This is a genomic window from Pseudoalteromonas sp. 2CM28B, from assembly GCF_023161935.1.
Genome location: NZ_JALNTH010000036.1, coordinates 32,051 through 52,837, shown reverse-complemented (window position 1 = coordinate 52,837; position 20,787 = coordinate 32,051). Strand labels below are relative to the sequence as shown.

At 40.1% G+C, this 20,787-nt stretch carries 19 protein-coding genes and 1 pseudogene; 8 read left to right on the top strand and 12 right to left on the bottom strand.

Features of this window, described 5'->3' with window-relative positions; all coding sequences use genetic code 11:
- The gene (locus MTN96_RS29765) at positions 1-912 is read left to right on the top strand and encodes a diguanylate cyclase (protein WP_248533775.1); all 912 of its coding nucleotides are present in this window, start codon (positions 1-3) and stop codon (positions 910-912) included.
- A 68-nt stretch (positions 913-980) separates the two neighbouring features.
- Here MTN96_RS29765 and MTN96_RS29760 read toward each other — a convergent pair whose 3' ends face one another.
- Together MTN96_RS29760 and MTN96_RS29755 are read right to left on the bottom strand one after the other, a co-directional pair.
- Positions 981-2,021 (bottom strand): metal-dependent hydrolase, encoded by a 1,041-nt coding sequence (locus tag MTN96_RS29760; protein ID WP_248533773.1) that lies wholly within the window; start codon positions 2,019-2,021, stop codon positions 981-983.
- 113 nt (positions 2,022-2,134) lie between these two features.
- Positions 2,135-3,022 carry a LysR family transcriptional regulator gene (locus tag MTN96_RS29755; RefSeq protein ID WP_248533795.1) on the bottom strand — a complete coding sequence of 296 codons (888 nt, stop codon included), beginning with the start codon at positions 3,020-3,022 and terminating at the stop codon, positions 2,135-2,137.
- A 115-nt stretch (positions 3,023-3,137) separates the two neighbouring features.
- On the opposite strand from MTN96_RS29755, the gene MTN96_RS29750 reads away from it, so the two are divergent.
- The 3 genes from MTN96_RS29750 to MTN96_RS29740 all read left to right on the top strand — a co-directional run bounded on the left by MTN96_RS29750 (position 3,138) and on the right by MTN96_RS29740 (position 5,628).
- Complete coding sequence (locus MTN96_RS29750) at positions 3,138-4,310, top strand: MFS transporter (protein WP_010388973.1); 1,173 nt, start codon at positions 3,138-3,140, stop codon at positions 4,308-4,310.
- A 148-nt stretch (positions 4,311-4,458) separates the two neighbouring features.
- Positions 4,459-5,274, top strand: coding sequence for a 2,5-didehydrogluconate reductase DkgB (gene dkgB / locus MTN96_RS29745; RefSeq protein WP_248533771.1), 816 nt, complete (start codon positions 4,459-4,461; stop codon positions 5,272-5,274).
- Positions 5,275-5,340: 66 nt separating this feature from the next.
- Positions 5,341-5,628 (top strand): putative quinol monooxygenase, encoded by a 288-nt coding sequence (locus tag MTN96_RS29740; protein ID WP_036983942.1) that lies wholly within the window; start codon positions 5,341-5,343, stop codon positions 5,626-5,628.
- Positions 5,629-5,665: 37 nt separating this feature from the next.
- Here the strand turns inward: MTN96_RS29740 and MTN96_RS29735 are convergent, their stop codons facing one another.
- Positions 5,666-6,319 carry a DUF6058 family natural product biosynthesis protein gene (locus tag MTN96_RS29735; RefSeq protein WP_214552179.1) on the bottom strand — a complete coding sequence of 218 codons (654 nt, stop codon included), beginning with the start codon at positions 6,317-6,319 and terminating at the stop codon, positions 5,666-5,668.
- A 172-nt stretch (positions 6,320-6,491) separates the two neighbouring features.
- Here MTN96_RS29735 and dapA point away from each other — a divergent pair, with 172 nt between their 5' ends.
- The gene (gene dapA / locus MTN96_RS29730; protein ID WP_069438951.1) at positions 6,492-7,409 is read left to right on the top strand and encodes a 4-hydroxy-tetrahydrodipicolinate synthase; all 918 of its coding nucleotides are present in this window, start codon (positions 6,492-6,494) and stop codon (positions 7,407-7,409) included.
- A gap of 68 nt (positions 7,410-7,477) precedes the next feature.
- Here the strand turns inward: dapA and MTN96_RS29725 are convergent, their stop codons facing one another.
- Together MTN96_RS29725 and MTN96_RS29720 are read right to left on the bottom strand one after the other, a co-directional pair.
- Positions 7,478-7,651, bottom strand: a complete 174-nt coding sequence (locus tag MTN96_RS29725; protein ID WP_171034703.1) for a hypothetical protein — start codon at positions 7,649-7,651, stop codon at positions 7,478-7,480.
- A 41-nt stretch (positions 7,652-7,692) separates the two neighbouring features.
- On the bottom strand, positions 7,693-8,013 hold the full coding sequence (locus MTN96_RS29720; protein ID WP_051498260.1) for a hypothetical protein: 321 nt from the start codon (positions 8,011-8,013) through the stop codon (positions 7,693-7,695).
- Between the two features lie 339 nt (positions 8,014-8,352).
- On the opposite strand from MTN96_RS29720, the gene MTN96_RS29715 reads away from it, so the two are divergent.
- Positions 8,353-9,654 (top strand): DEAD/DEAH box helicase, encoded by a 1,302-nt coding sequence (locus tag MTN96_RS29715; protein WP_008114027.1) that lies wholly within the window; start codon positions 8,353-8,355, stop codon positions 9,652-9,654.
- 28 nt (positions 9,655-9,682) lie between these two features.
- On the opposite strand, the gene MTN96_RS29710 is transcribed toward MTN96_RS29715, so the two are convergent.
- Positions 9,683-11,188, bottom strand: a complete 1,506-nt coding sequence (locus tag MTN96_RS29710; protein ID WP_248533769.1) for an amidase family protein — start codon at positions 11,186-11,188, stop codon at positions 9,683-9,685.
- A 92-nt stretch (positions 11,189-11,280) separates the two neighbouring features.
- The gene (locus tag MTN96_RS29705; protein WP_248533767.1) at positions 11,281-12,888 is read right to left on the bottom strand and encodes an NAD(P)/FAD-dependent oxidoreductase; all 1,608 of its coding nucleotides are present in this window, start codon (positions 12,886-12,888) and stop codon (positions 11,281-11,283) included.
- A 187-nt stretch (positions 12,889-13,075) separates the two neighbouring features.
- Between MTN96_RS29705 and fdxA the strand changes: the two genes are divergently transcribed.
- Both fdxA and MTN96_RS29695 read left to right on the top strand, forming a co-directional pair.
- Positions 13,076-13,399: a ferredoxin FdxA gene (fdxA, locus tag MTN96_RS29700; protein WP_008114035.1), complete on the top strand. Its 324-nt coding sequence runs from the start codon at positions 13,076-13,078 to the stop codon at positions 13,397-13,399.
- A gap of 10 nt (positions 13,400-13,409) precedes the next feature.
- Positions 13,410-14,575, top strand: a pseudogene (locus MTN96_RS29695) (DUF5916 domain-containing protein); the annotation flags it as partial.
- A 96-nt stretch (positions 14,576-14,671) separates the two neighbouring features.
- Here the strand turns inward: MTN96_RS29695 and MTN96_RS29690 are convergent.
- From MTN96_RS29690 to betI, 5 genes are all read right to left on the bottom strand, one after another.
- On the bottom strand, positions 14,672-15,376 hold the full coding sequence (locus tag MTN96_RS29690; RefSeq protein WP_248533765.1) for a TorF family putative porin: 705 nt from the start codon (positions 15,374-15,376) through the stop codon (positions 14,672-14,674).
- A gap of 8 nt (positions 15,377-15,384) precedes the next feature.
- A complete protein-coding gene (locus MTN96_RS29685) occupies positions 15,385-16,602 on the bottom strand; it encodes a BCCT family transporter (RefSeq protein WP_248533762.1) in 1,218 nt (405 codons plus the stop codon).
- Positions 16,603-16,767: 165 nt separating this feature from the next.
- Positions 16,768-18,435 carry a choline dehydrogenase gene (betA, locus tag MTN96_RS29680; RefSeq protein WP_214552175.1) on the bottom strand — a complete coding sequence of 556 codons (1,668 nt, stop codon included), beginning with the start codon at positions 18,433-18,435 and terminating at the stop codon, positions 16,768-16,770.
- A gap of 9 nt (positions 18,436-18,444) precedes the next feature.
- A complete protein-coding gene (gene betB / locus MTN96_RS29675; protein ID WP_036984072.1) occupies positions 18,445-19,908 on the bottom strand; it encodes a betaine-aldehyde dehydrogenase in 1,464 nt (487 codons plus the stop codon).
- Position 19,909: 1 nt separating this feature from the next.
- On the bottom strand, positions 19,910-20,485 hold the full coding sequence (gene betI, locus MTN96_RS29670) for a transcriptional regulator BetI (RefSeq protein WP_008111458.1): 576 nt from the start codon (positions 20,483-20,485) through the stop codon (positions 19,910-19,912).
- Between the last annotated feature and the right edge of the window lie 302 nt (positions 20,486-20,787).

Here is a 20,787-nt window from a genome sequence, read left to right as displayed (position 1 = left end):
ATGTCACTTAATAAAGTAGATGAAAAACTTGCTGATTATTCCGCAGATCACTTTTTAAATGGTGCATTAGTGACAAATGCAGATAACATTATTGTTTATGCAAATACTTATTTTCAAAAGGAATTACAGTGGAATACTAATGAGCTTATTGGCAAGTCGGTTGATAAAATTATAACTAAATCATCAAAAATATTTTTACAAAGTTATGTGTTTCCTACCTTACTGCACGAAAAGCAATGCCAAGAAATGCAGTTAATTATGCTCAGTGCTCAAGGGGAGCGTATGGCGGTTACCGTTAATGCTCAGCTTGATGAAAAGGACTATATATACTGGAGCTTTTTTAACGCGACTCAGCGAGATAAGCTTTACGACGAGCTGATTAAAACACGGGAAAAGTTAGAAGCGCAAACTGAACGCTTACAATCTTTAGCGTCTACCGATGAGTTAACCAACTTATTAAATAGAAGAGAGATGAATTACCGCAGCGTGCTGTTACTCGAACAGGCTATGCGATCAAAGCAGTCGGTTGCATTATTAATTATCGATATTGATAATTTTAAAGTCGTTAATGATACCTTTGGGCATTTAGAAGGGGATCGGGTTTTAAAAGAGTTGGGGCAACGTCTTAAACATTTTGGTCGACAAACCGACCTTATTTCTCGTTATGGCGGTGAAGAGTTTTTAATTATGCTGCCAGATACAAATAAAGCAGATACTTTGTTATTTTGCCAAAGGCTGCATTTATTAATTGCTGAGATTAAAGTAGGTAATCGCCCAGTAACCGCCAGTATTGGGGTAAGTTTAAGTCGTGCGAAAACGACGTTTACTGATTTATTTGCTCAAGCCGATAATGCGGTATATGAAGCCAAAGAGCGCGGAAAAAACAGAACCCAATTATACGATAACCCCTAACTAAATAGAGGTAAACTCAACAAGGTATTGAGTTGAGCTTACCCAAAAGATGGCAGTTATAGTTGGTATTATTGCTCTACACAATTATTTTTTGCGAATGGCGATGCCAATACGGTATCGGGGTGCCAAATTCTATCCCATATTTTAGGTAAGTTGTTTAAGTTGGGTCTTTGACTTATTTTTTCAAAATTACCGACACTGATTGCTGAGCCATCTTTCTGACCGACAACAAAATTAAACACATAGGCACACTCCATGCCCATGCGTAAATCAGAGAGAATAACTTTGTCTTGCTGCTCGCGAACGGAATAAAACCCTTTTGTAAACCACTGCAAGCGTTTAACACCCCATTCATTTTTAATCTCGTTTAGCAAAGAAGGGGTTGTTTGGTATGCATTTAAGGTAACCTCGTTGGGTGTATCAAACACCGATGCATAGCCTTCATAATATCTCCCATCCGACATAACAACCACCCGCCAAAGCAAAGTAGTAAATGGTGCTGGTGTGCTAATGTATTCATTGACTGTGATGCCTCTGTTTTGCAGCGCAGTGTTGACTTTATCGCCAATATTGAGTTTAAACACAAAGGCAAGGCATAAATACGCTGTGCTTAGGCTAAGTGTAATTGCATTAATTTTATAGGCTTTACTTGTGCTTATTTTAGGTAATAAAGTAAAAGCTAAACCAATTAATAACGGCAAGGTGTAAAGGGGATCAATAATAAACATGCTGGATACCGCAAAAGGGTATTCACTTAAGGGCCACATTAGCTGAGTACCATAAACGGTGAGTGAATCTAATAAAGCATGTGTTGATAAGCACAAAAAAACCAACCAAAACCAACGAACTTTACAAGCCTGCATGCCTGTGTGTATTTTTAATATTAGCCATACAATTAGCGGGCTTATTAATAAATGCACAAATAAAGAATGGCTAAAACCGCGATGATAGGTAAATGCCTCTACACTACCGCCATAGGGTAAAAACACATCTAAATCGGGTAAAGTGCCTAAAATAGCGCCCCACGCAACGGCTTTTCTACCTACTTTATTGCCTAGTACCGCGTAGCCTACGGCACTGCCTAATGCGACTTGTGTTAAAGAATCCATACTACCTCATCCAAATAATGCAACTGCAGTGTTTATACTCAGCTTAATCTTAAAACCGTCAATAATGTAAATTATTTCATTAAGTTGCTCTTTAAACTCAATTTAAAAGCGATTTATAAACTTAGTCGCGGTTGTATAAAATCTAAAAACGCTACGATACGGGAAGAAACCGCCCCATTTTTGTAATAAACGCCATAAATAGACTCTCGGCTATTTGGGCTACTCACGCTGTGGGGTAAAACTTCTATTAATCGTTTTTTGGCTAAATCTTCTGCAATCATAAATTGTGAGAGAAGTGCTATGCCTTGATCAGCAATACATAAATGCCTAATGGTTTCGCCGCTGCTAGCCCTTAAATCAAAGTGCAGCGATTGCTCATGCTTCAAGGGCCATTGATTAAGACTATTGGGCTCACTGAAACCAATTAGGTTATGGTTTTTAAGATCTGAAACTTGCTGTAACGGTGGCGCATTTTTTAAATAATCAGCGCTTGCGACCAATTTTAATTTACTTTGGCCTAATTTACGCGCGTGTAGGTTTGAATCTTTTAAGTCTCCAATGCGAATAGCTAAATCTGTTTTGCGCTCAAGTAAATCAATAATATTGTCGTGGGAGGTAATATCGAGCGTGATTTGCGGGTATTGCTCTTTAAACTCATTAACTAGTGGCGCTAGTTGATGCAAAACAAAAGGGCTTGCTGCATCTATACGTAAGTGCCCGCTAGGTGCTTGCTTTAGTAGCTTTATTGTTTCTTCCCCTAAGAGCAGCGTGTTTAAAGCCTTTCGCGCATATTCTATGTATATATGTCCTTCCTCGGTCAGTTCTAAACGCCGAGTTGTTCTGTTTAATAATGTGCAGTTTAGCCTGTTTTCAAGGCGAGATAGCGCTCTTGAAACCTTAGCTACATTTAAATCAAGTAAACTAGCCGCACCGGAAAAACTGCCACAATCCACAATGGTAATAAACATTTCTAGATCTTCAGTTTTAGCTTGAACAGGCATAAATTCACTCATTTATATTTGCAAAATAAACAAAAGTATTTTGCCATTTATGCTATTTATTGCAAAGGGGTTTTTACACACACTATGCATCTATTTAAAAAATGAGGATGTATTTATGCCATTGGCTTTATGGGCGCTTACCTTGAGCGCATTTGCAATTGGAACAACCGAGTTTGTTATAGTGGGTTTAGTGCCAACTATTGCAAACGATTTAGGCGTGAGCTTACCATCAGCAGGCTTACTAGTGAGCTTATATGCAGTTGGTGTAGCTATTGGCGCACCGGTACTCACTGCATTAACGGGGCGCTGGAACCGAAAAGTGGTACTTATAAGCCTTATGGGCTTATTTGTTATGGGTAATTTATTAGCTTGGCAAGCGCCGAGTTACGAAACACTAATACTGGCGCGCATACTAACTGGCTTAGCTCACGGTGTATTTTTCTCTATTGGCTCAATGATAGCAACAAGCTTGGTAAGTAAAGACAAAGAGGCGAGCGCTATCGCAATTATGTTTACCGGCCTTACGGTAGCGCTTGTAACGGGTGTGCCATTAGGAACATGGATTGGCCAGCACTTTGGCTGGCGTGCAACTTTTTTAGTGGTTTCGGCATTAGGTTTAATTGCGCTAATTGGCAGCGCTATTTTAGTACCAAAAAACTTAAAGCAGTCTATTCCGGCGACGTTTAAAGAGCAGCTACAGGTTATTGTTAAGCCGCGCTTATTGCTCGTTTATTTAATGACTATATTAGGCTACGGCGGTACGTTCACCGCGTTTACTTACTTAGCGCCTATATTAGAGCAGCAAACTGGCTTTGCACCATCCGCTATTGGTTTAATAATGCTGGTTTATGGTGTGTCGGTGGCTGTTGGTAATATATGGGGCGGAAAATTAGCCGACAAGCGAGGCCCAATTAGCGCACTGAGTATTATATTTAGCGCGTTAACAATTATTTTATTGGCTTTCACCTTTACTATGGAATCAAAAGTAGCCGCGGTGCTGACTATTTTAATATGGGGGGCATTTGCATTTGGTAATGTACCAGGATTGCAGCTTTATGTAGTAAAACAGGCAAAAAAGCACACTCCTAATGCGGTAGATGTCGCATCGGGCTTAAACATCGCAGCGTTTAATATTGGAATAGCCTTAGGCTCTGTTACAGGGGGGCTTGTAGTCGAGCATATGGAACTAAAAGATACCGCATGGATTGGGGCCGTTGTTTCATTACTGGCTTTAATAGTCACTCGATACAGTGGCAGGCTAGATAAACATAATGTTCAGGCTAAATAAAGCCGAACTCATATAGGTTAGTCTTGAAATAAAAATGAATGGCCTCAGTGTTTATATGAGGTCAAAATTTTAAATCAAAAAAATAATCGGTGTATTTAGTAAACGCGACGTTTGAATTTTAAACCAATTATTTAATAAGGATAAAGCTATGACACAACGTGTAATTGAAATGCCAGACTTAGGTATGGGTACTTTTCGTTTAGAAGGTAAAACTGCTTATGAATCTGTAAAAATGGCGTTAGAAGTAGGATTTCGTCATATTGATACCGCGCAAATTTATGGTAACGAAGAACAAGTTGGCCAAGCTATTAAAGACAGTAATATCCCCAGAGATGAATTATTTATTACCACCAAAGTATGGAACAATAGACTCAATAAAAACGACTTTATCGCAAGTGTAGAAAAGTCATTAGAAAAGCTGCAAGTTGACTCGGTTGATTTATTGCTAGTTCACTGGCCTGCACCATCAAACAATGAGCCTATGAGCGAATACCTGACTGAGCTACTAAAAGCTAAAAAGTTAGGGTTAACTAAACATATTGGCGTATCAAACTTCACTATTGCGAACTTAAAAGAAGCGATGCAAACGTTAGACTCGCGTGAAATATTTACTAACCAAGTAGAAGTGCATCCTTATTTAACCAACACCAAGCTGCGCGCCTTTTGTGCTCAGCATGACATACATGTAACAGCCTATATGCCGTTTGTGGTTGGTAAAGTGTTGAACGATCAAACCATTATAGATATTGCCAATAAACACGATGCAACGCCAGCGCAAGTGGTTATTGCATGGGAAAATGCAAATGGCATGACCACCATTCCATCATCGACCAAGCGTAAAAACTTAGAAGATAACTTTAACGACAAAGTTAAACTTGATGATGAAGACATAGCGCGTATAGATGGCCTTGATTGCAACGACCGCCAAGCAACGCCAGACTTTGCACCGCAGTGGGATCAATAACCAAAGAGCTAAAGCTAAAACAGGTGCAGTAAAGCTGCACCTTTATTTTTTAAACAAGGAACACCCATGTTAACGGTAATTGCCACACTATCGAGTGAAAATAGCGATGCAGATCGCCTTTTAACCGAGCTCGAAAACTTACAACAGACCTCGCGCCAAGAAGTAGGCTGCTTGCGTTACGAGCTATCAGTTAAAAACGATGCTGAGCAAACCATCTATTTAGTGAGTGAGCAATGGGCGTCTACTGAGCATTTTGAAGCCCATAAAAACGCACCACACTTTAAAGCCTTTGGTGATGCAGTAGGTACATTTATTACCTCTACCAATATTGATGTATATAAAACCATTGGTTAAATGACTCTCAGTTAATAGAAAAGCAGGAGCTGTAACTTTATTTAATCGATAAATCGTATTTTAAAATAAGGGCATCAATATAGCGGCTACGTAATGTAAGTTGCTTTTCGTGATCGGCGCCATGGCTAAGGGCTTTATTTAAAAGCTTCATGGCGGGGTGAATACGGGCGCGCTCATCCTTATCTAAACTGGCTTTACTGCGCAGTTCGGTTATATCGTCCACTAATAATCTGCCAATATCCACAGCCACAATTTCATCAATTAAGCCATTTTGGGTGAGCACCCCATATTTGCTGCATAAAAACTGTTGCCACACTTGCTGTAAATGTTCTTCTATTTCACAGCCAAACAATTCTTCGTTAAATATAAAGCCTTGCTGTGCAAGCTTAGCTAAGCATTGGGTATAGTACTGAGCAAACAAATTAAACGCCTGATTAGATGACTCAATTTTTTGCTTTATAACTCCTTGACCCCAGTTTACGCAGCCACGGGGATAGTAATCGTCGTATTCTTCACATTCATACAAGCCTGAATAAGAGCTGCAACTCATCTGGTTTTTAATGCAATAACTGGGTTTAGGGAAAATGCTTTGCGCTTGCCAATCTTCAAGAGTTTCAGTGTCTATGTTGAGTGCTTGGCATAACTCATCAGTGTGATAAAAGTGAGTGCTTAAATAGTCAGATAAACGCATAGTGGCTCGCTTAATAGTAAAAAACAAAATACTGTTTATTTATACAGTTGTTTATTTTGTATCATCAAACTCAATAACACAAGCCATTTTATAATTAAATACTGGCTATCACTGCAAATAGCGCGGTAAATATGGTACAAATAGGCCAAGTATTAATAACAATGATTTTTTTATGCGCACCCTAGAACAAATTAAACAAGCAAGCCTTATTACTGCAATTAAAACACCTTACTTAGCCAATGGTGAGATCGATCTTGCAAAGTATGATGAACTCGTTGAAATACAAATTGCAGCGGGTGTTGACGGCATAGTTGTTGGTGGCACCACCGGTGAAGGCCAGTTAATGAACTGGGAAGAGCACTTAATGCTAATTGCGCACAGTGCCAATAAATTTGGTGATAAATTACTGATTGTAGGTAACACCGGCAGTAATAATACGCGCGAAGCAATTAAAGCAACAAAATATGGTTTTGCCAGCGGCATGCATGCCTCATTGCAAATTAATCCTTACTACGGGCGCACATCTATTGCGGGTGTTAAAGAGCACTTTAAACGTGTGCTTGATATTGGTCCGGCGTTTATTTACAACGTAGCAGGGCGCACAGGTCAAGACCTCACCCCTGATATTATTGAACCACTAGCACAGCATGAGCACTTTATTGGTGTTAAAGAATGTGGTGGCAATGAGCGTATAGCGCACTATGAACAACAAGGTATTGCGTGTTGGTCTGGTAATGATGACGAAGCACACGATGCACGCCATACTCATAAAGCACATGGCGTTATTTCAGTTACGTCTAACCTGATCCCAGGGTTGTTCCGTCAATTAATGGATAGCAAAAATGATGCGCTTAATAACTCATTACAACCATTAATGAACTGGCTGTTTTGCGAGCCAAACCCAATTGCGATTAACACCGCGATGATCATGACAGGTGCGGTTAACCCAGTGTTTAGAATGCCTTACGTGCCGCTCAACGATGAGCAACAGCAACAAGGTGAAACGCTGATTAATCAGCTTAATGAGCAAGATTTTGTCGGTAGCCGAGCGCAGTGTGTGGATATTAGTAAAGTTTTGATTTTATCTTAAATTCTTAAAGTCTTTATTAGACACATTTTTAAAGCAGCCTACTGTAAACTCAGAGGCTGCTTTTTATATCACTGCCAATAGTAGTTGAGTTTAAGCTGCCACATAGCGGAATTAGCATGAGTGACCGCTAATCGAATATCAATATCTTGGCTAATAGGCACTGCCAGTTCTAGTTTGGTTTGCGCTGGGTTTTTAGCATTTAAGAATGACTTTTCATAGGATGCTCTGAGCTTATATCCCACCTATCTCACTTTGGCTATTTTTTACTAAAATACTTAGCACACTAAAAAAGGCCAGTTCCAGATTCAATAGGAATATTTGACATATTGAACTGCTTAACAACATTATTTTCATCAAATAACATTACTAGCTCACTACGTGTGCCTTCTGATTTTGTACTAGCTAAACCATAGGCAAATAAGATAGAGCCAACTGTTTCAACCGTAAATGCTGAAGTATTATCATAACGATACTTCCATATTGATAGTCCACCATCTGTATAGCTCGTCTTATACGGGCTTCCAAATTCTATACGTATTTCTTGCTGAGTTGTTTTACCTTTTATTATTTTTGCACTGGCATCTACTTCTGTTAAATCTTCCATTGACGGGTTACCGCTATTTGCACAACCACTTACCGTAATGATTGAACAAAGGATTAAACCCCAAGCGAGTATTTTTTCACTATATAACTCAATTTATTTAAATTTCTAGTCAAAAACTAACATAGGCATACCTACCCAAATTGTAAATCAAAATTTTAATCCTTAATCAAGTACAAAAGCCTTCTATTGATTAACTTTATTTAGAATAGCCATTGTAGGAAATAGCTAATTACCCTGCATTTTATAAATTAGCGGTTTCTGGTGTTTAAAACTAACTGTTTAAGCGATTTTACTGTATAATTTGCGACCCTTGATAATGTGGCCGCAGGTTATACAGCAATGAATTTTAAATCTTTTAGTTTTGCCCCTGAACTAATTCAGGCGTTAGACGAACTTAATTACCACACCCTTACGCCCATTCAGCGCGCAGCTATTCCGGCTGTTCGTAAAGGTAAAGACGTTTTAGCAAGTGCACAAACCGGTACAGGTAAAACCGCTGCCTTTGCACTCCCTATTATCCAAAAGTTATTTGAGTCAGATAGCAGTACTACGAATGCGCCAAGCGCCTTAGTCCTTGCGCCTACGCGAGAGCTTGCAGAGCAAATAGCGAATAACTTTAAAGACTTTGCTAAGTACACTTCGCTAAAAGTAGTGAGTTTATTTGGTGGTGTTAATACCGCAGGACAAGAAATTGCACTCAAAGAAGGTGTGGATATTGTAGTAGCAACACCAGGGCGTTTACTTGATCATATTCGTTTGGGTAACTTAAGCCTTGCCCAAGTAAAACATTTAGTCCTTGATGAAGCTGACCGTATGCTCGATATGGGCTTTATTAATGACATGCAAAGCGTAATAAAAAGCTGTGCTGATGAGCGTCAAATCTTATTGTTTTCAGCAACTTTCCCAGCAGCAATTAAACAATTTGCCTCTAAAGTGCTAAAGCAACCTGAAATTGTGCGTGTTGATCAAACTAACAGCACCGCAAGCACAGTACAACACGTGGTTTACCCGGTAGAAGAGCGCCGTAAGCAAGAGTTACTTTCTGAGCTAATTGGTAAGAAAAACTGGCAGCAAGTGCTGGTGTTTGTAAACATGAAAGAAACCGCAGATGAGCTAGTTACTGAGCTTAACCTAGACGGTATCCCAGCGGCAGTGTGTCATGGTGATAAATCGCAGGGTAACCGTCGTCGTGCGTTACGTGAATTCAAAGAAGGCAAAGTACGCGTGCTCGTTGCAACAGAAGTAGCGGCCCGTGGTATTGATATTGACGGTTTACCACGTGTTATTAATATTGATTTACCTTGGCTTGCTGAAGATTATGTTCACCGTATTGGCCGTACCGGTCGTGCTGGTAACCAAGGACAAGCAATTTCGTTTGTGAGTCGCGAAGAAGAAAACATGTTGTTTGAAATTGAAACCTTAATTGGTCAAAAAATTAAACGTGTTTACTTAGAAGGTTACGAAGTAAGTAATCGTGAAGTACTGATTGATAAAATTGGTAAAAAGCCAGCGCATTTACGCCGCACCCGTGCTAATAAGCCATCAGGCCAAGCTACCGGTGAAGCGAGAGCGAAAAACCGTTCGCGAATTTCTAATGTACGTAAAAGCTTAAAAGGCGAAAAGCTATCACTTAAAAAGTAAGACAGCTAAGCCATTAAAAAACCTGAGTTTACTCAGGTTTTTTTATGCCTAATACATTATCAATAATAGCAGCGTACTTATACGCAGCCGCTTCATCGTTCTGATTAGCTATAACTGATAAACCAACCGGTAAGTGGCTTACTTTACCTACTGGCAAAGTGATGTGGGTTGTTCCTGCAATAGCAGGCAATGAACTACTACTGCCTTTAAAGTTATCACCGTTAATTAAATCGGTTTTCCACGCGGGCGAAACGGTGGGGGCAATTACAATATCGAGCTGATTATTGCGGTATAAATTGCTAATAGCGCGGTTTGCTAGTGCGCGATATCGCGCTTTGGTGCTTTTGTATCGTTGTATTTCACTCAAATCAACCGCGTTAGCTTGTTGTAAAATATCTTGCTCAAAGTAGGGCATTTCCTGCTGTTTATTTGCGCTATTAAATGCGATTAACTCATCTAAACTTTTTACGGTTACCTGCGTTGGTGTTTTGCTTAAGTAGTGGTTAATTTCGGCTTTAAAGTCGTAAAGTAGGATGGCGTATTCATCAACGTAAAGCGTGCTTAAGTCATCTTTTACTGCAACATTGACAACGGTATGACCTGCGTCTTTTAATGTTTGTAACTGCTTAGCGTAAAGCTTTTGTGTTGCCACAGTAAACTTACTGGCAGGTAACGCGCCTATCCTCAGTGATGGCTTAGGCGCTATACTATCAAGCTTTCTATTTACGTTGAGTGTCGATACATTATTAGGGTCTTCACCTTGAATGACTGATAATACTGCGAGTGCATCTTTTAAAGAATGCGCCATTGGGCCTACCGAATCTTGGCTACTAGAAAGAGGGATCACGCCTGCGCGCGAAACTTGCCCCATGCTGGGTTTAATGGCGTACACCCCATTAACCGAAGCAGGGCAGGTAATTGAGCCGTCGGTTTCAGTGCCCAGCGCAATAGGCGCAAAATTTAAAGCAACCGCCACAGCAGAGCCCGAGCTTGAACCACACGGATTACGAGTTACATCATGGGCGTTATGGGTTTGCCCGCCTATTGCACTCCAACCAGATGATGAATACGATGAGCGAAAATTAGCCCATTCACTTAAGTTCGCTTTACCTAAAATAATAGCGCCTGCTTGGCGTAATTGTTTAACCACAAAGGCATCTTTATTGGTAATGTTATTTTTAAGTGCCAGTGAGCCTGCTGTGGTAGGTAATGTACCTGTTGTTTCAATGTTATCTTTTAGTAATACCGCTATACCATGTAAAGGGCCTGCCCATTTTCCGGCTTTAAACAGTGCATCGAGTTGTTTGGCTTGTTCAATTGCAGTGGGCTCAATACTAATTACTGCATTATATTTAGGATTGAGCTCGTTTATTCTGTTGATATAAGTGCGGGTAAGCTGCTCAGCGGTGGTGGTATTATTTTTATAGGCACTGTGAATGTCACTAATGGTTTTAAGCTCTGTATTGTTAGCCGCTGCGTGTAAGTTAGTTATTGTACAAACACATAAGATTAAAAGTAGCCGTTTTATACTCATTGTTATTATCTATTTTATGGAAACACAGGTTATTTTTAGCACAAAAAAACCTCACGTTGTGAGGTTTTTCGATAAAGGCCGATTAAATCGAGTTAGGCGTTTTCTAGCATCGATAACGCAACCGCCTCTGCGGCTTTAATGCCATCAATACCCGCCGATAAAATACCGCCTGCATAACCTGCGCCTTCACCTGCAGGGTAAAGCCCTTTAGTATTAATACTTTGGAAAGTTTTATCGCGCTTGATACTGATAGGTGATGAAGTACGCGTTTCTACACCCGTTAGTAAGCCATCCTTGGTTGAAAAACCACGAATTTGTTTGTTAAAGGCAGGAATTGCTTCACGCAAGGCTTCAATGGCAAAAGGAGGTAATACGTTGCTTAAATCAGTCAGTTTTATACCTGGTGTATACGAAGGCTGTACATCCCCTAAATTAGCCGATGATTTACCTTTTAAAAAGTCACCAATCAGCTGTGCTGGGGCATAGTAGTTTTTACCACCAAGTTCATAGGCTTGCTCTTCTAGCTTACGCTGTAAATCAATGCCGGCTAGGGGATGCCCAGGGAAGTCTTTTTCTGGCGAAATACCCACTACAATAGCGCTGTTAGCATTACGTTCACTGCGTGAATATTGGCTCATGCCATTGGTGACGACTCGGCCTTCTTCAGATGTAGCGGCAACCACCGTGCCGCCAGGACACATACAAAAGCTATATACAGTACGGCCGTTATTACAATGGTGTACTAATTTGTAATCTGCTGAGCCTAAAATAGGGTTACCCGCATTATCGCCAAAGCGGCATTCATCAATCATTGATTGCTTATGTTCTATTCTAAAGCCCACTGAAAAGGGTTTAGCTTCAACATAAATGCCTTTATCGTGGATCATTTTAAACGTATCGCGGGCACTGTGGCCAACCGCTAATATCACATGGCGAGTTTCAAGCTGTTCACCATTAGAAAGTGTAAGCCCAGTCACTTGGCCTTTGTCTAAATGAATATCGTCAACGCGGGTGCTAAAACGAATTTCTCCACCAAGTTCTATAATACGGGCACGCATTTTTTCAATCATGGTTACTAGTTTAAAAGTACCAATATGCGGCTTACTCACGTATAAAATTTCTTCAGGAGCGCCGGCCTCTACAAACTCAGTAATGACTTTACGGCCATAATGTTTTGGATCTTTTACTTGGCTGTAGAGCTTACCGTCTGAGAACGTGCCTGCGCCACCTTCACCAAACTGTACGTTTGATTCTGTATTAAGGGCCTTTTTACGCCAAAAGCCAAAGGTGTCTTTGGTGCGCTCACGCACTTCTTTACCGCGCTCTAAAATAATTGGGTTAAAGCCCATTTGTGCCAACACTAAACCGGCAAATAAGCCACAAGGGCCAAAGCCAATTACCACAGGGCGTTCTTTAATACTGCTATTGGCGTGCGCTACAAATTTGTAGTTGGTGTCAGGGGAGACTTTAACGTGTTGGTCTTTTTCAAACGAGGTTAACAGTTGTGCTTCGTTATCCACTTCAACATCAAGCGTGTAAATCAGTAAAATAGCGCTTTTTTTACGTGCATCGTAACCGCGTTTAAACACATTGTAGCTGTGTAGCTGCTCTGGGCTTATATTTAATTTATTGATGATGGCTTGGCCTATGGCATTTTCGTCATGGTCAAGCGGCAGCTTTATTTCGGTTAAACGTATCATTAATATCTCTTTAGGTGTCATAGCGGGGATTAAATTCCGCTCACAATAAGGGGGGGCACAAAGCGCTGATTTATAAGCGACATATGTTACGTTAAATTGCCCACTTTTGGCACTTATTTATTGTGTTTTGGTAAGGGTTGGGTATGATCCGCAGCTGTTATTGTGAAACATTAGGTATTAAACCATTATGGCGTTTGTAGTCACCGAAAACTGTATAAAATGTAAGTACACTGATTGCGTATCAGTATGCCCTGCAGATGCATTTTTTGAAGGCCCTAATTTTTTGGCTATTAGCCCTATTGACTGTATTGACTGTGGTTTATGCGTACCTGAGTGTGCCGCTGATGCTATTTTTCAAGAAGATGAATTACCTGAATCGCAAAAAGAGTTTACCCAATTAAATGCGGAGCTAGCAGAAATATGGCCACGCATCACCCAAGTTAAACCCGCCCCGGAAGATGCCGATAGCTGGAATGGTGTGGCTAATAAATTAAAACTTCTCGACACATAATCATTCTACTTCGTTGTGTCAGTTTGACATAATAAGCGGATTTAATAATTTAGCACCGAGTAAAAACCTGCAATTAACGCCAACATTAACCGCATTAAGAAACGATCAAAAAACATAAGTACCTGGGTGCGTGGGATAATGGCGATGTAGACACTGAATTAGGGCTTGATCTTCGTTGGGGTATTACTAAAGATGCCGTAATTAATGCCACCATAAACCCTGACTTTTCTCAGGTAGAAACCGATTCGTTAGAACTGGATGTAAACACCACATATTCTATTTATTACGCTGAAAAACGCCCGTTTTTCTTAGATGGCGCATCTTACTTTAAAAGTAACTTATTTGAACTGCTTTATTCCCATACCATAGCTGAGCCTACTATTGGCGCCAAGCTCACCGGTAAAACCGACAGCCACAGTTATGCGCTAATGTTTGCAGATGACGATAACGGTAATATTTTATTGCCAACTAACCAAGGCTCGGGCTTTGCCAACCTAAATGATAAAACCAAAGCGGCGGTGGCGCGATATCAATATGATATTGGCCAACAAGGTACTATTGGTGTCACTTCTACACATAGAGAAAGTAGTGACTACCATAATACGGTGCTATCGGTTGATGGCAGCTATGGTTTAATCAGTCAGATACGCTTAATTATCAAATCGCGAATGCTGATACCAATAACTTGCCGCTTTTAGACCTATAAAAGATCTAAGATTATCGTTTTACGCCGAATACGTAAGCCGTATAGATTACACTAATGAGCAGTTAGGTGATGTTTTAACTACACAACCGCAGGCTGTTTGGGATATTAATAATCATTGGCAGATGGATGTTTGACACAACTATAGTCATCTAGATGATTACCAAGGGCGACGTGTTTTTACCGCAAACCTTATTGATTTTAGGCTTTATTATAAGTTTAGTATGCGCGCTATGCTTAAGCTGATTTTACAGTTTGAAGATATAGACAGAAATGAAGATGCTTATTTTTATCAGGTTAGCGAAATCAACAAAGATTATGGAAGTCAGCTGGTTTACTCATACAAAATTAACGCACAAACGTTATTTTATTTAGGTTATTCAGATAAAGGTTATCAGGGTGACTCGTTAAAAAGCATTGAGCGTGACCAACGTACTTTCTGTACTAAAGTCAGTTACGCGTGGCAGTTATAAGGTTATAAACATTATGAAAGCAAGGTTTTGCTAGGCAATAAAAAACACGCTACTGGATAGCGTGTTTTTTGTTTTAATAAATGGTAAACCTAGTTATTACAAGTCAAAAGTACGTGAGATAGCAAGTACAATTCGCTCATCGGCGTAATCGTAGTCCAAGCTGGTATTCTCAGCTGCTACTTCAATACCAAACCCTTCATAGCTTGTTTGGTACGCTAAGCGGTAGTGATAATACGATTTGTCGCCCTTAGCTTCATCCCATTGGAACTTATTGCCATCGAGTGAGTTTGAAATATCAAAGCTGGCACGAATCGCATGATTTGGCGCAAGCTCGAAAGTGTGCGCAATCATCGAAATCACATGGCCAGTATCGTAGCCAAAGTAATCCCAGCTGTACCAAAAGTTAAGCTCTGTTTGGCCGTAGTCACTGGCGTAACCAAATTTAGTATACGCTTCTGCGTAGTTACCATCGCTGTTATTACCTTGGTAAGTGTAATAAGCAATACCGTAATCAAGGCTTACTTGTTCGTTTAACTGAATGTATCGGCCTACGTATGCATCTAGTTCAAAGTCGGTTTCATCACCAAAATCTACGTTTGATGCCCATACACCGGCATAAACACCGTTATCATACGCGTAATCAAGGCTTGCTTGTAGCGCAGGATCGTTATCTGTTTGAGTTACACCATTAAAGGTGTAATCAGATGCAGCCGTAATCGTTGTTGACCAGTTAGCCGCTGCTGTTGTTGATAAAACAGTTAATGGTAAAGCGATAAAAAGGTGTTTTAATTTATTGTTCATGTGATTTCCTAGCTGATTGTTTCTATTTTTGTGTAATCAATTTTATTCGCTTTAGGCGATCCTTCGATATTGCTGACTGTTTTAAGTTTGCTGTAGGCAATAAAACCAATACAAATAAAGAATAACCCTATAACTAAAGCACCAACCCATTGAATTTGTAAAAACTCAAGCTTAAATAGCAATGTTAGTAGCGACAAAGCGACAACGTTCATGGCAATGTACTTAAGTTTACCAAGGCGTTTTACAGTTAAGTTTAAATTATCTGTGTATAAACGGATCAGTGAATCGAGCGAGTTGATAACAAACACGATACCTACAAACACCATGGCAAAGTTTTTAATACCTGAAGTTGGAATGCCGGCTTCGTGATAGTGATATAACACACTAAACCAGATAGCGATTGGAATTGACGGGAAAATTAACATAGCGCCCAGTACTTGGTATGTTTTTAAACCGCCCACAAAACGCGATGTAAATTGACCAATCATAATACTCCACGCAAACCACCAAAATAAGTAAAACTCATGGTAATCATTAAGTGGTAATACAAACTCATTGATGTTGGCAAAGTAATTACCAATTAATCCGATGTTTTTAGTAAATGCAGAGAGTTCACTGTCGCCAAATAAGAAGGCATCAGCCCACATAAAGCCAATTAGGGCTATAAACAACCAAGTAGTTGCAATACTTAAAAAGCGTACATATTTAATATCGGTACTTGAATACACCGCAAAGCAAATAGCGGCAAGCACGATTAAGTAAAACGCAGGAATAACATTTGAGCCATCACCGAGTTCAGGTAAATACCACGGCAAGTTACTCAGTAATAAGTAAGCGGTAAACGCACAGGTACCAATAATAACGACATTATTTATAAACTTAACCCATGGAATTTCAAAAAATTTCACTTTGGGTTCTATTACACAGAAATAAAAGCACGTAAGAAAATAAAATCCCCAAATTAAAAATCCCCAATAACCAAACTCAATAGAGAGTGGGTTGGCAAATGCATATTCTGGGCTTGCTTTTATGTCTGCATAACCGGCAAATTCGGTTAAAGGAAACATAATAAGGCCAACGTCTAGGCCTGAGGTAAACAGGATTGCTATAAAAGTGAATGTTCTCACTGGTGTGACGCCTACTACACGTACATTACCCCATTTTATTAAAATAGTAACAATGGCAAGTAAGGTGAAAATAATGCCTGCATTAAGCCAAATAGTCATTATCGCCCTCCCAGAATGAATAAAAATAACACATATATACTCCGTTTTTATTGTGCTTGCATTAACACAGGCATAACCTATTTATGCTTGTGAGCCACTGCAAGGCGCATAAAGGCACTCCTTAAAGCATTTTGCTTAAAAGAGTGGCCTTTATGGCAGGCTAAATTAAAGGGTTTTATTTCGTTGTGAAGTTTGCCAATCAGTGGCATTCACAACATCAACTCCTGTATGAGCTAAAGGCTTATTACCTAAAATAATATCAGCGGCTTTTTCGGCCACCATAATGGTAGGCGCATTTAAATTACCATTAGGTATGGTTGGAAAAATCGACGAGTCAACTACACGCAAGCTTTGCATGCCATGCACTTGGGTATTTGAGTTAACTACAGCCATGTCGTCTTCACCCATTTTACAAGAGCAAGAAGGGTGGTAAGCACTTTCCACTGCTTTGCGTACAAAGGCATCAATTTGCTCATCCGTTTGAACTTGTTGCCCTGGTTGAATTTCTTCACCACGAAAGTCGTCAAAGGCAGGTTGTTCAATAATTTCACGCGTTAAACGTACGCACGCCCTAAAGCCTTCAATGTCGTCTTGGTGCTCAAGATAATTAAACACAATCTTTGGTGGCTGCGTCGGATCCGCTGAGGCAATGGTGACGCTACCACGACTTTTAGGTTTGTTATGACCTACATGCACTTGAAAACCATGCCCTGCAAATGCACTGCGTCCATCATAACGCATTGCTGCGGGTAAAAAGTGATACTGAATATCAGGCCATTCAACACCAGGTTTTGAGCGAATAAAGGCACATGATTCAAAGTGATTAGTTGAGCCTAAACCTTTACGGGTAAGCAGCCATTTTGCACCAATTAAACCTTTAGAAAACAAGCCTAATTTACCGTTTAAGGTAATGGGTTGTTTACACTTATATTGAAAGTAAAACTCTAAATGGTCTTGCAAGTTTTGACCAACACCTGGTAGGTGATGTTTTACTTCAACACCTGCTTTTTCAAGTATTTGTGTATCACCAATACCGGACAGTTGTAACAGGTGAGGAGAACCGATAGAGCCCGCACTTAAAATAACCTCTTTACTTGCTGTGGCTGTTTTAACTGTGCCATTGAGCTTGTATTCAACACCGGTTGCTTTTTTACCGTCTAAAATAACGCGCTGCGCAAGTGCATCGGTTACAATTGTTAGGTTACTGCGATGTTTAATCGGATCTAAATATTCACGAGAGGCTGAGCTGCGCACACCGTTTTTAACGGTCATGTGCATAGGGCCAAAGCCTTCTTGTTGAGCACTATTATAATCAGCTGTAGTGGCATAACCCGCTTGAGCACCAGCATCAATAAAGGCGCTATACAAAGGGTTTTCCATGTTATTACCGTTATTAACGCCAAGGGGGCCTTTTCCACCACGATGGCTGTTTTCACCTAGGTAAAAACTTTCTGCTTTTTTAAAATACGGTAAACAGGCTTGATAATTCCAGCCATTAGCGCCATGTTGCTGCCATTCATCAAAATCTTTTGCATGACCACGTACATACACCATGCCATTAATAGATGATGAGCCGCCAAGCACTTTACCGCGTGGGCAGTGCATTTCACGGTTATCTAAGTACTTTTCTGGCTGCGTATGAAATTGCCACGCATACTTATCGGTATTCATTGGAATCGACAGAGCAGTGGGCATTTTAATAAAGATGCTTTTATCGCTGCCGCCGGTTTCAAGTAACAATACCTTGTTACTTGAATCTTCAGACAAGCGATTTGCTAACACACAGCCTGCCGACCCTGCGCCTACAATAATATAATCAAAAGAGTGGTTCATAATGATTCCTTAAAATGGGCTTTCTATGTCAGCCATACCAACATAAACAGACTTAGTTTGCGTGTAATGATCAAGCGTTTGTATGCCGTTTTCGCGGCCGATACCTGATTGCTTATAGCCACCTACAGGCATTTCTGCCGGCGAGTTACCGTAAGCATTGATCCAACAAATCCCCGCTTGTAGCTGATGAATAACGCGATGAGCACGTTTAATATCGCTAGTGAAAACGCCTGCAGCTAAACCTAAGTGAGTGCCGTTAGCACGTGCAATAACATCATCTTCGTCATCAAACACTAAAACGCTCATTACTGGGCCAAAAATTTCTTCTTTGACGATGGTCATTTCATCGTTGCAATCAACAAATACGGTTGGCGCTACAAAATAACCATTTGGCGCTGAGGCTGGTGAAAGCGTTGAGCCACCGGTTAATAGCGTTGCCCCTTCTTCAATGCCTTTGTTGATGTAGCTCAGCACTAAATCTTGATGCTTTTTAGAAATAAGCGCGCCAAAGTTAGTGTTTAAATCTTGTGGATCGCCGGCAATAATATTGTTTTCGGTGCGTGTTTTAAGCTCATCAATAAACTGCTGGTACACATTTTTGTGAACATAGATACGAGTGCAATTAGTACAAATTTCACCTTGGGTATAAAAGTTCCCTAACATTGCCGCGCTTACTGCTTGCTCTATATTGGCATCGTCAAAGACAAGTAACGGCGATTTACCACCTAGTTCCATAGTCACATCTTTTAATGTACCTGCAGCACTGGCGACGACTTTTTTACCGGTACCTACTTCACCAGTAAATGATACTTTTTCAATATCTTGGTGTGCAGTAAGCCATTGGCCTACCTCACTCGCGCCTTGAACTACATTGAATACGCCAGCGGGTACACCTGCTTCAATAAACACCTCGGCTAATTTAATTGCGCCAAGCGGGGTTTCTTCTGAAGGTTTAAAAATAAATGCATTACCCGCTGCAAGGGCAGGGCCAGACTTCCAACATGCAATTTGTAATGGGTAGTTCCATGCACCAATACCAGCACAAATACCTAAAGGCTCTTTGCGTGTGTAGTAAAAGTCATCGCCAACCATTTGTTGTTGACCAACTTGCGCAGGGGCAAGGCCTGCAAAATATTCAATTACATCTGCACCTGTTTCAACATCTACGCAGTTAGCTTCTTGCATTGGTTTACCGGTATCGAGCACTTCAACTAGTGCAAGCTCATCATTACGCTTGCGTAAAATAGCAACGGCGTTTAATAAAATACGGCTGCGCTCAATAGGGGTCATGGCTGACCAAACTTTAAAGCCTTGTTTTGCACTTTCAATTGCTGCGTTTTGAACGTATTCATCGGCAACTTCAACGGCATAAATTACTTGGCCGGTTGCAGGGTTTACTACATCAAATGTTTCGCCGCTTTTGTTTGCAAGGAATTGACCGTTGATAAAGTTTTGATAGATAGGTGTAGTCACGTTAGGCTCCATATTGCTTGATAAGTGAATGTACGTAGTTTTTAGCCAGTGATTCACTGTGTTTAAACTGATTTTCGTCTGATTGGCTTAATACGGCTCGTAGCCATAAACCATCAATCATTGCTGCGGTTAACTCTGCCGCGAGATTTGCTTGCGCTAAAGGCATTAATTGCTTAAATGAAACGGTTAAATTGCTTTGCAAGCGTTTGCTGTTTACATTTTGTAAACGATGAAGTTCCTTGTCGTGCATTGATTGCGCCCAAAAACTTAACCACGTCCGAGTGGTGTCTTTTCGTTGTTGTACTAGCGCAAAGTTTGATTCAACAATAAACATTAACCTTTGAGTTGGCGTAGTCTTTTCATCTACTTTGCTGATCAAATCATCTTTCAAGTTAGACAGTAAGTAACGCACAGTTGCTTCAATTAGCCCCTGTTTCCCACCAAAATAATGGCTAATTATGCCAGAGGACATCCCCGCATTTTTGCTAATACTATTAATTGTGGTTGCTTGTAACCCTTTTTGCGCAACTGACTCTATTGTTGCGTCAATTAGCTGCTGACGCCTTACAGGTTCCATTCCAACTTTAGGCATAATTTTTATTAATTGATCGTTCAATAAAGATAAGCTTAAGGTAATAGCTCTAACAATTCAAGGTTCGTGCAAATGGTGATTGTCTGAAATGTGGATAAATAATTAATAAAATAAGTCTAAAATGAAGTTATATTAACAAGCTGGATTTTTTTAAAATATCATTTAATAACAATTTGTTACGTGTGTTTTTTTGATTGAATTTTGCGGTGTAATTATTTGTTTACATGATTGGTGAAACTTTTAATGATTTATTTATTAGTGTGATAACTATTAGAGTACTAATTGTA

What these genes read in the sequence shown, in the direction of transcription:
- MTN96_RS29765 (WP_248533775.1), top strand. Translation starts at nt 1, where the DNA reads ATGTCACTTAATAAAGTAGATGAAAAACTTGCTGATTATTCCGCAGAT.
- MTN96_RS29760 (WP_248533773.1), bottom strand. Translation starts at nt 2,021, where the DNA reads ATGGATTCTTTAACACAAGTCGCATTAGGCAGTGCCGTAGGCTACGCG.
- MTN96_RS29755 (WP_248533795.1), bottom strand. Translation starts at nt 3,022, where the DNA reads ATGCCTGTTCAAGCTAAAACTGAAGATCTAGAAATGTTTATTACCATT.
- MTN96_RS29750 (WP_010388973.1), top strand. Translation starts at nt 3,138, where the DNA reads ATGCCATTGGCTTTATGGGCGCTTACCTTGAGCGCATTTGCAATTGGA.
- dkgB (WP_248533771.1), top strand. Translation starts at nt 4,459, where the DNA reads ATGACACAACGTGTAATTGAAATGCCAGACTTAGGTATGGGTACTTTT.
- MTN96_RS29740 (WP_036983942.1), top strand. Translation starts at nt 5,341, where the DNA reads ATGTTAACGGTAATTGCCACACTATCGAGTGAAAATAGCGATGCAGAT.
- MTN96_RS29735 (WP_214552179.1), bottom strand. Translation starts at nt 6,319, where the DNA reads ATGCGTTTATCTGACTATTTAAGCACTCACTTTTATCACACTGATGAG.
- dapA (WP_069438951.1), top strand. Translation starts at nt 6,492, where the DNA reads ATGCGCACCCTAGAACAAATTAAACAAGCAAGCCTTATTACTGCAATT.
- MTN96_RS29720 (WP_051498260.1), bottom strand. Translation starts at nt 8,013, where the DNA reads ATGGAAGATTTAACAGAAGTAGATGCCAGTGCAAAAATAATAAAAGGT.
- MTN96_RS29715 (WP_008114027.1), top strand. Translation starts at nt 8,353, where the DNA reads ATGAATTTTAAATCTTTTAGTTTTGCCCCTGAACTAATTCAGGCGTTA.
- MTN96_RS29710 (WP_248533769.1), bottom strand. Translation starts at nt 11,188, where the DNA reads ATGAGTATAAAACGGCTACTTTTAATCTTATGTGTTTGTACAATAACT.
- MTN96_RS29705 (WP_248533767.1), bottom strand. Translation starts at nt 12,888, where the DNA reads ATGATACGTTTAACCGAAATAAAGCTGCCGCTTGACCATGACGAAAAT.
- fdxA (WP_008114035.1), top strand. Translation starts at nt 13,076, where the DNA reads ATGGCGTTTGTAGTCACCGAAAACTGTATAAAATGTAAGTACACTGAT.
- MTN96_RS29690 (WP_248533765.1), bottom strand. Translation starts at nt 15,376, where the DNA reads ATGAACAATAAATTAAAACACCTTTTTATCGCTTTACCATTAACTGTT.
- MTN96_RS29685 (WP_248533762.1), bottom strand. Translation starts at nt 16,602, where the DNA reads ATGACTATTTGGCTTAATGCAGGCATTATTTTCACCTTACTTGCCATT.
- betA (WP_214552175.1), bottom strand. Translation starts at nt 18,435, where the DNA reads ATGAACCACTCTTTTGATTATATTATTGTAGGCGCAGGGTCGGCAGGC.
- betI (WP_008111458.1), bottom strand. Translation starts at nt 20,485, where the DNA reads ATGGAACCTGTAAGGCGTCAGCAGCTAATTGACGCAACAATAGAGTCA.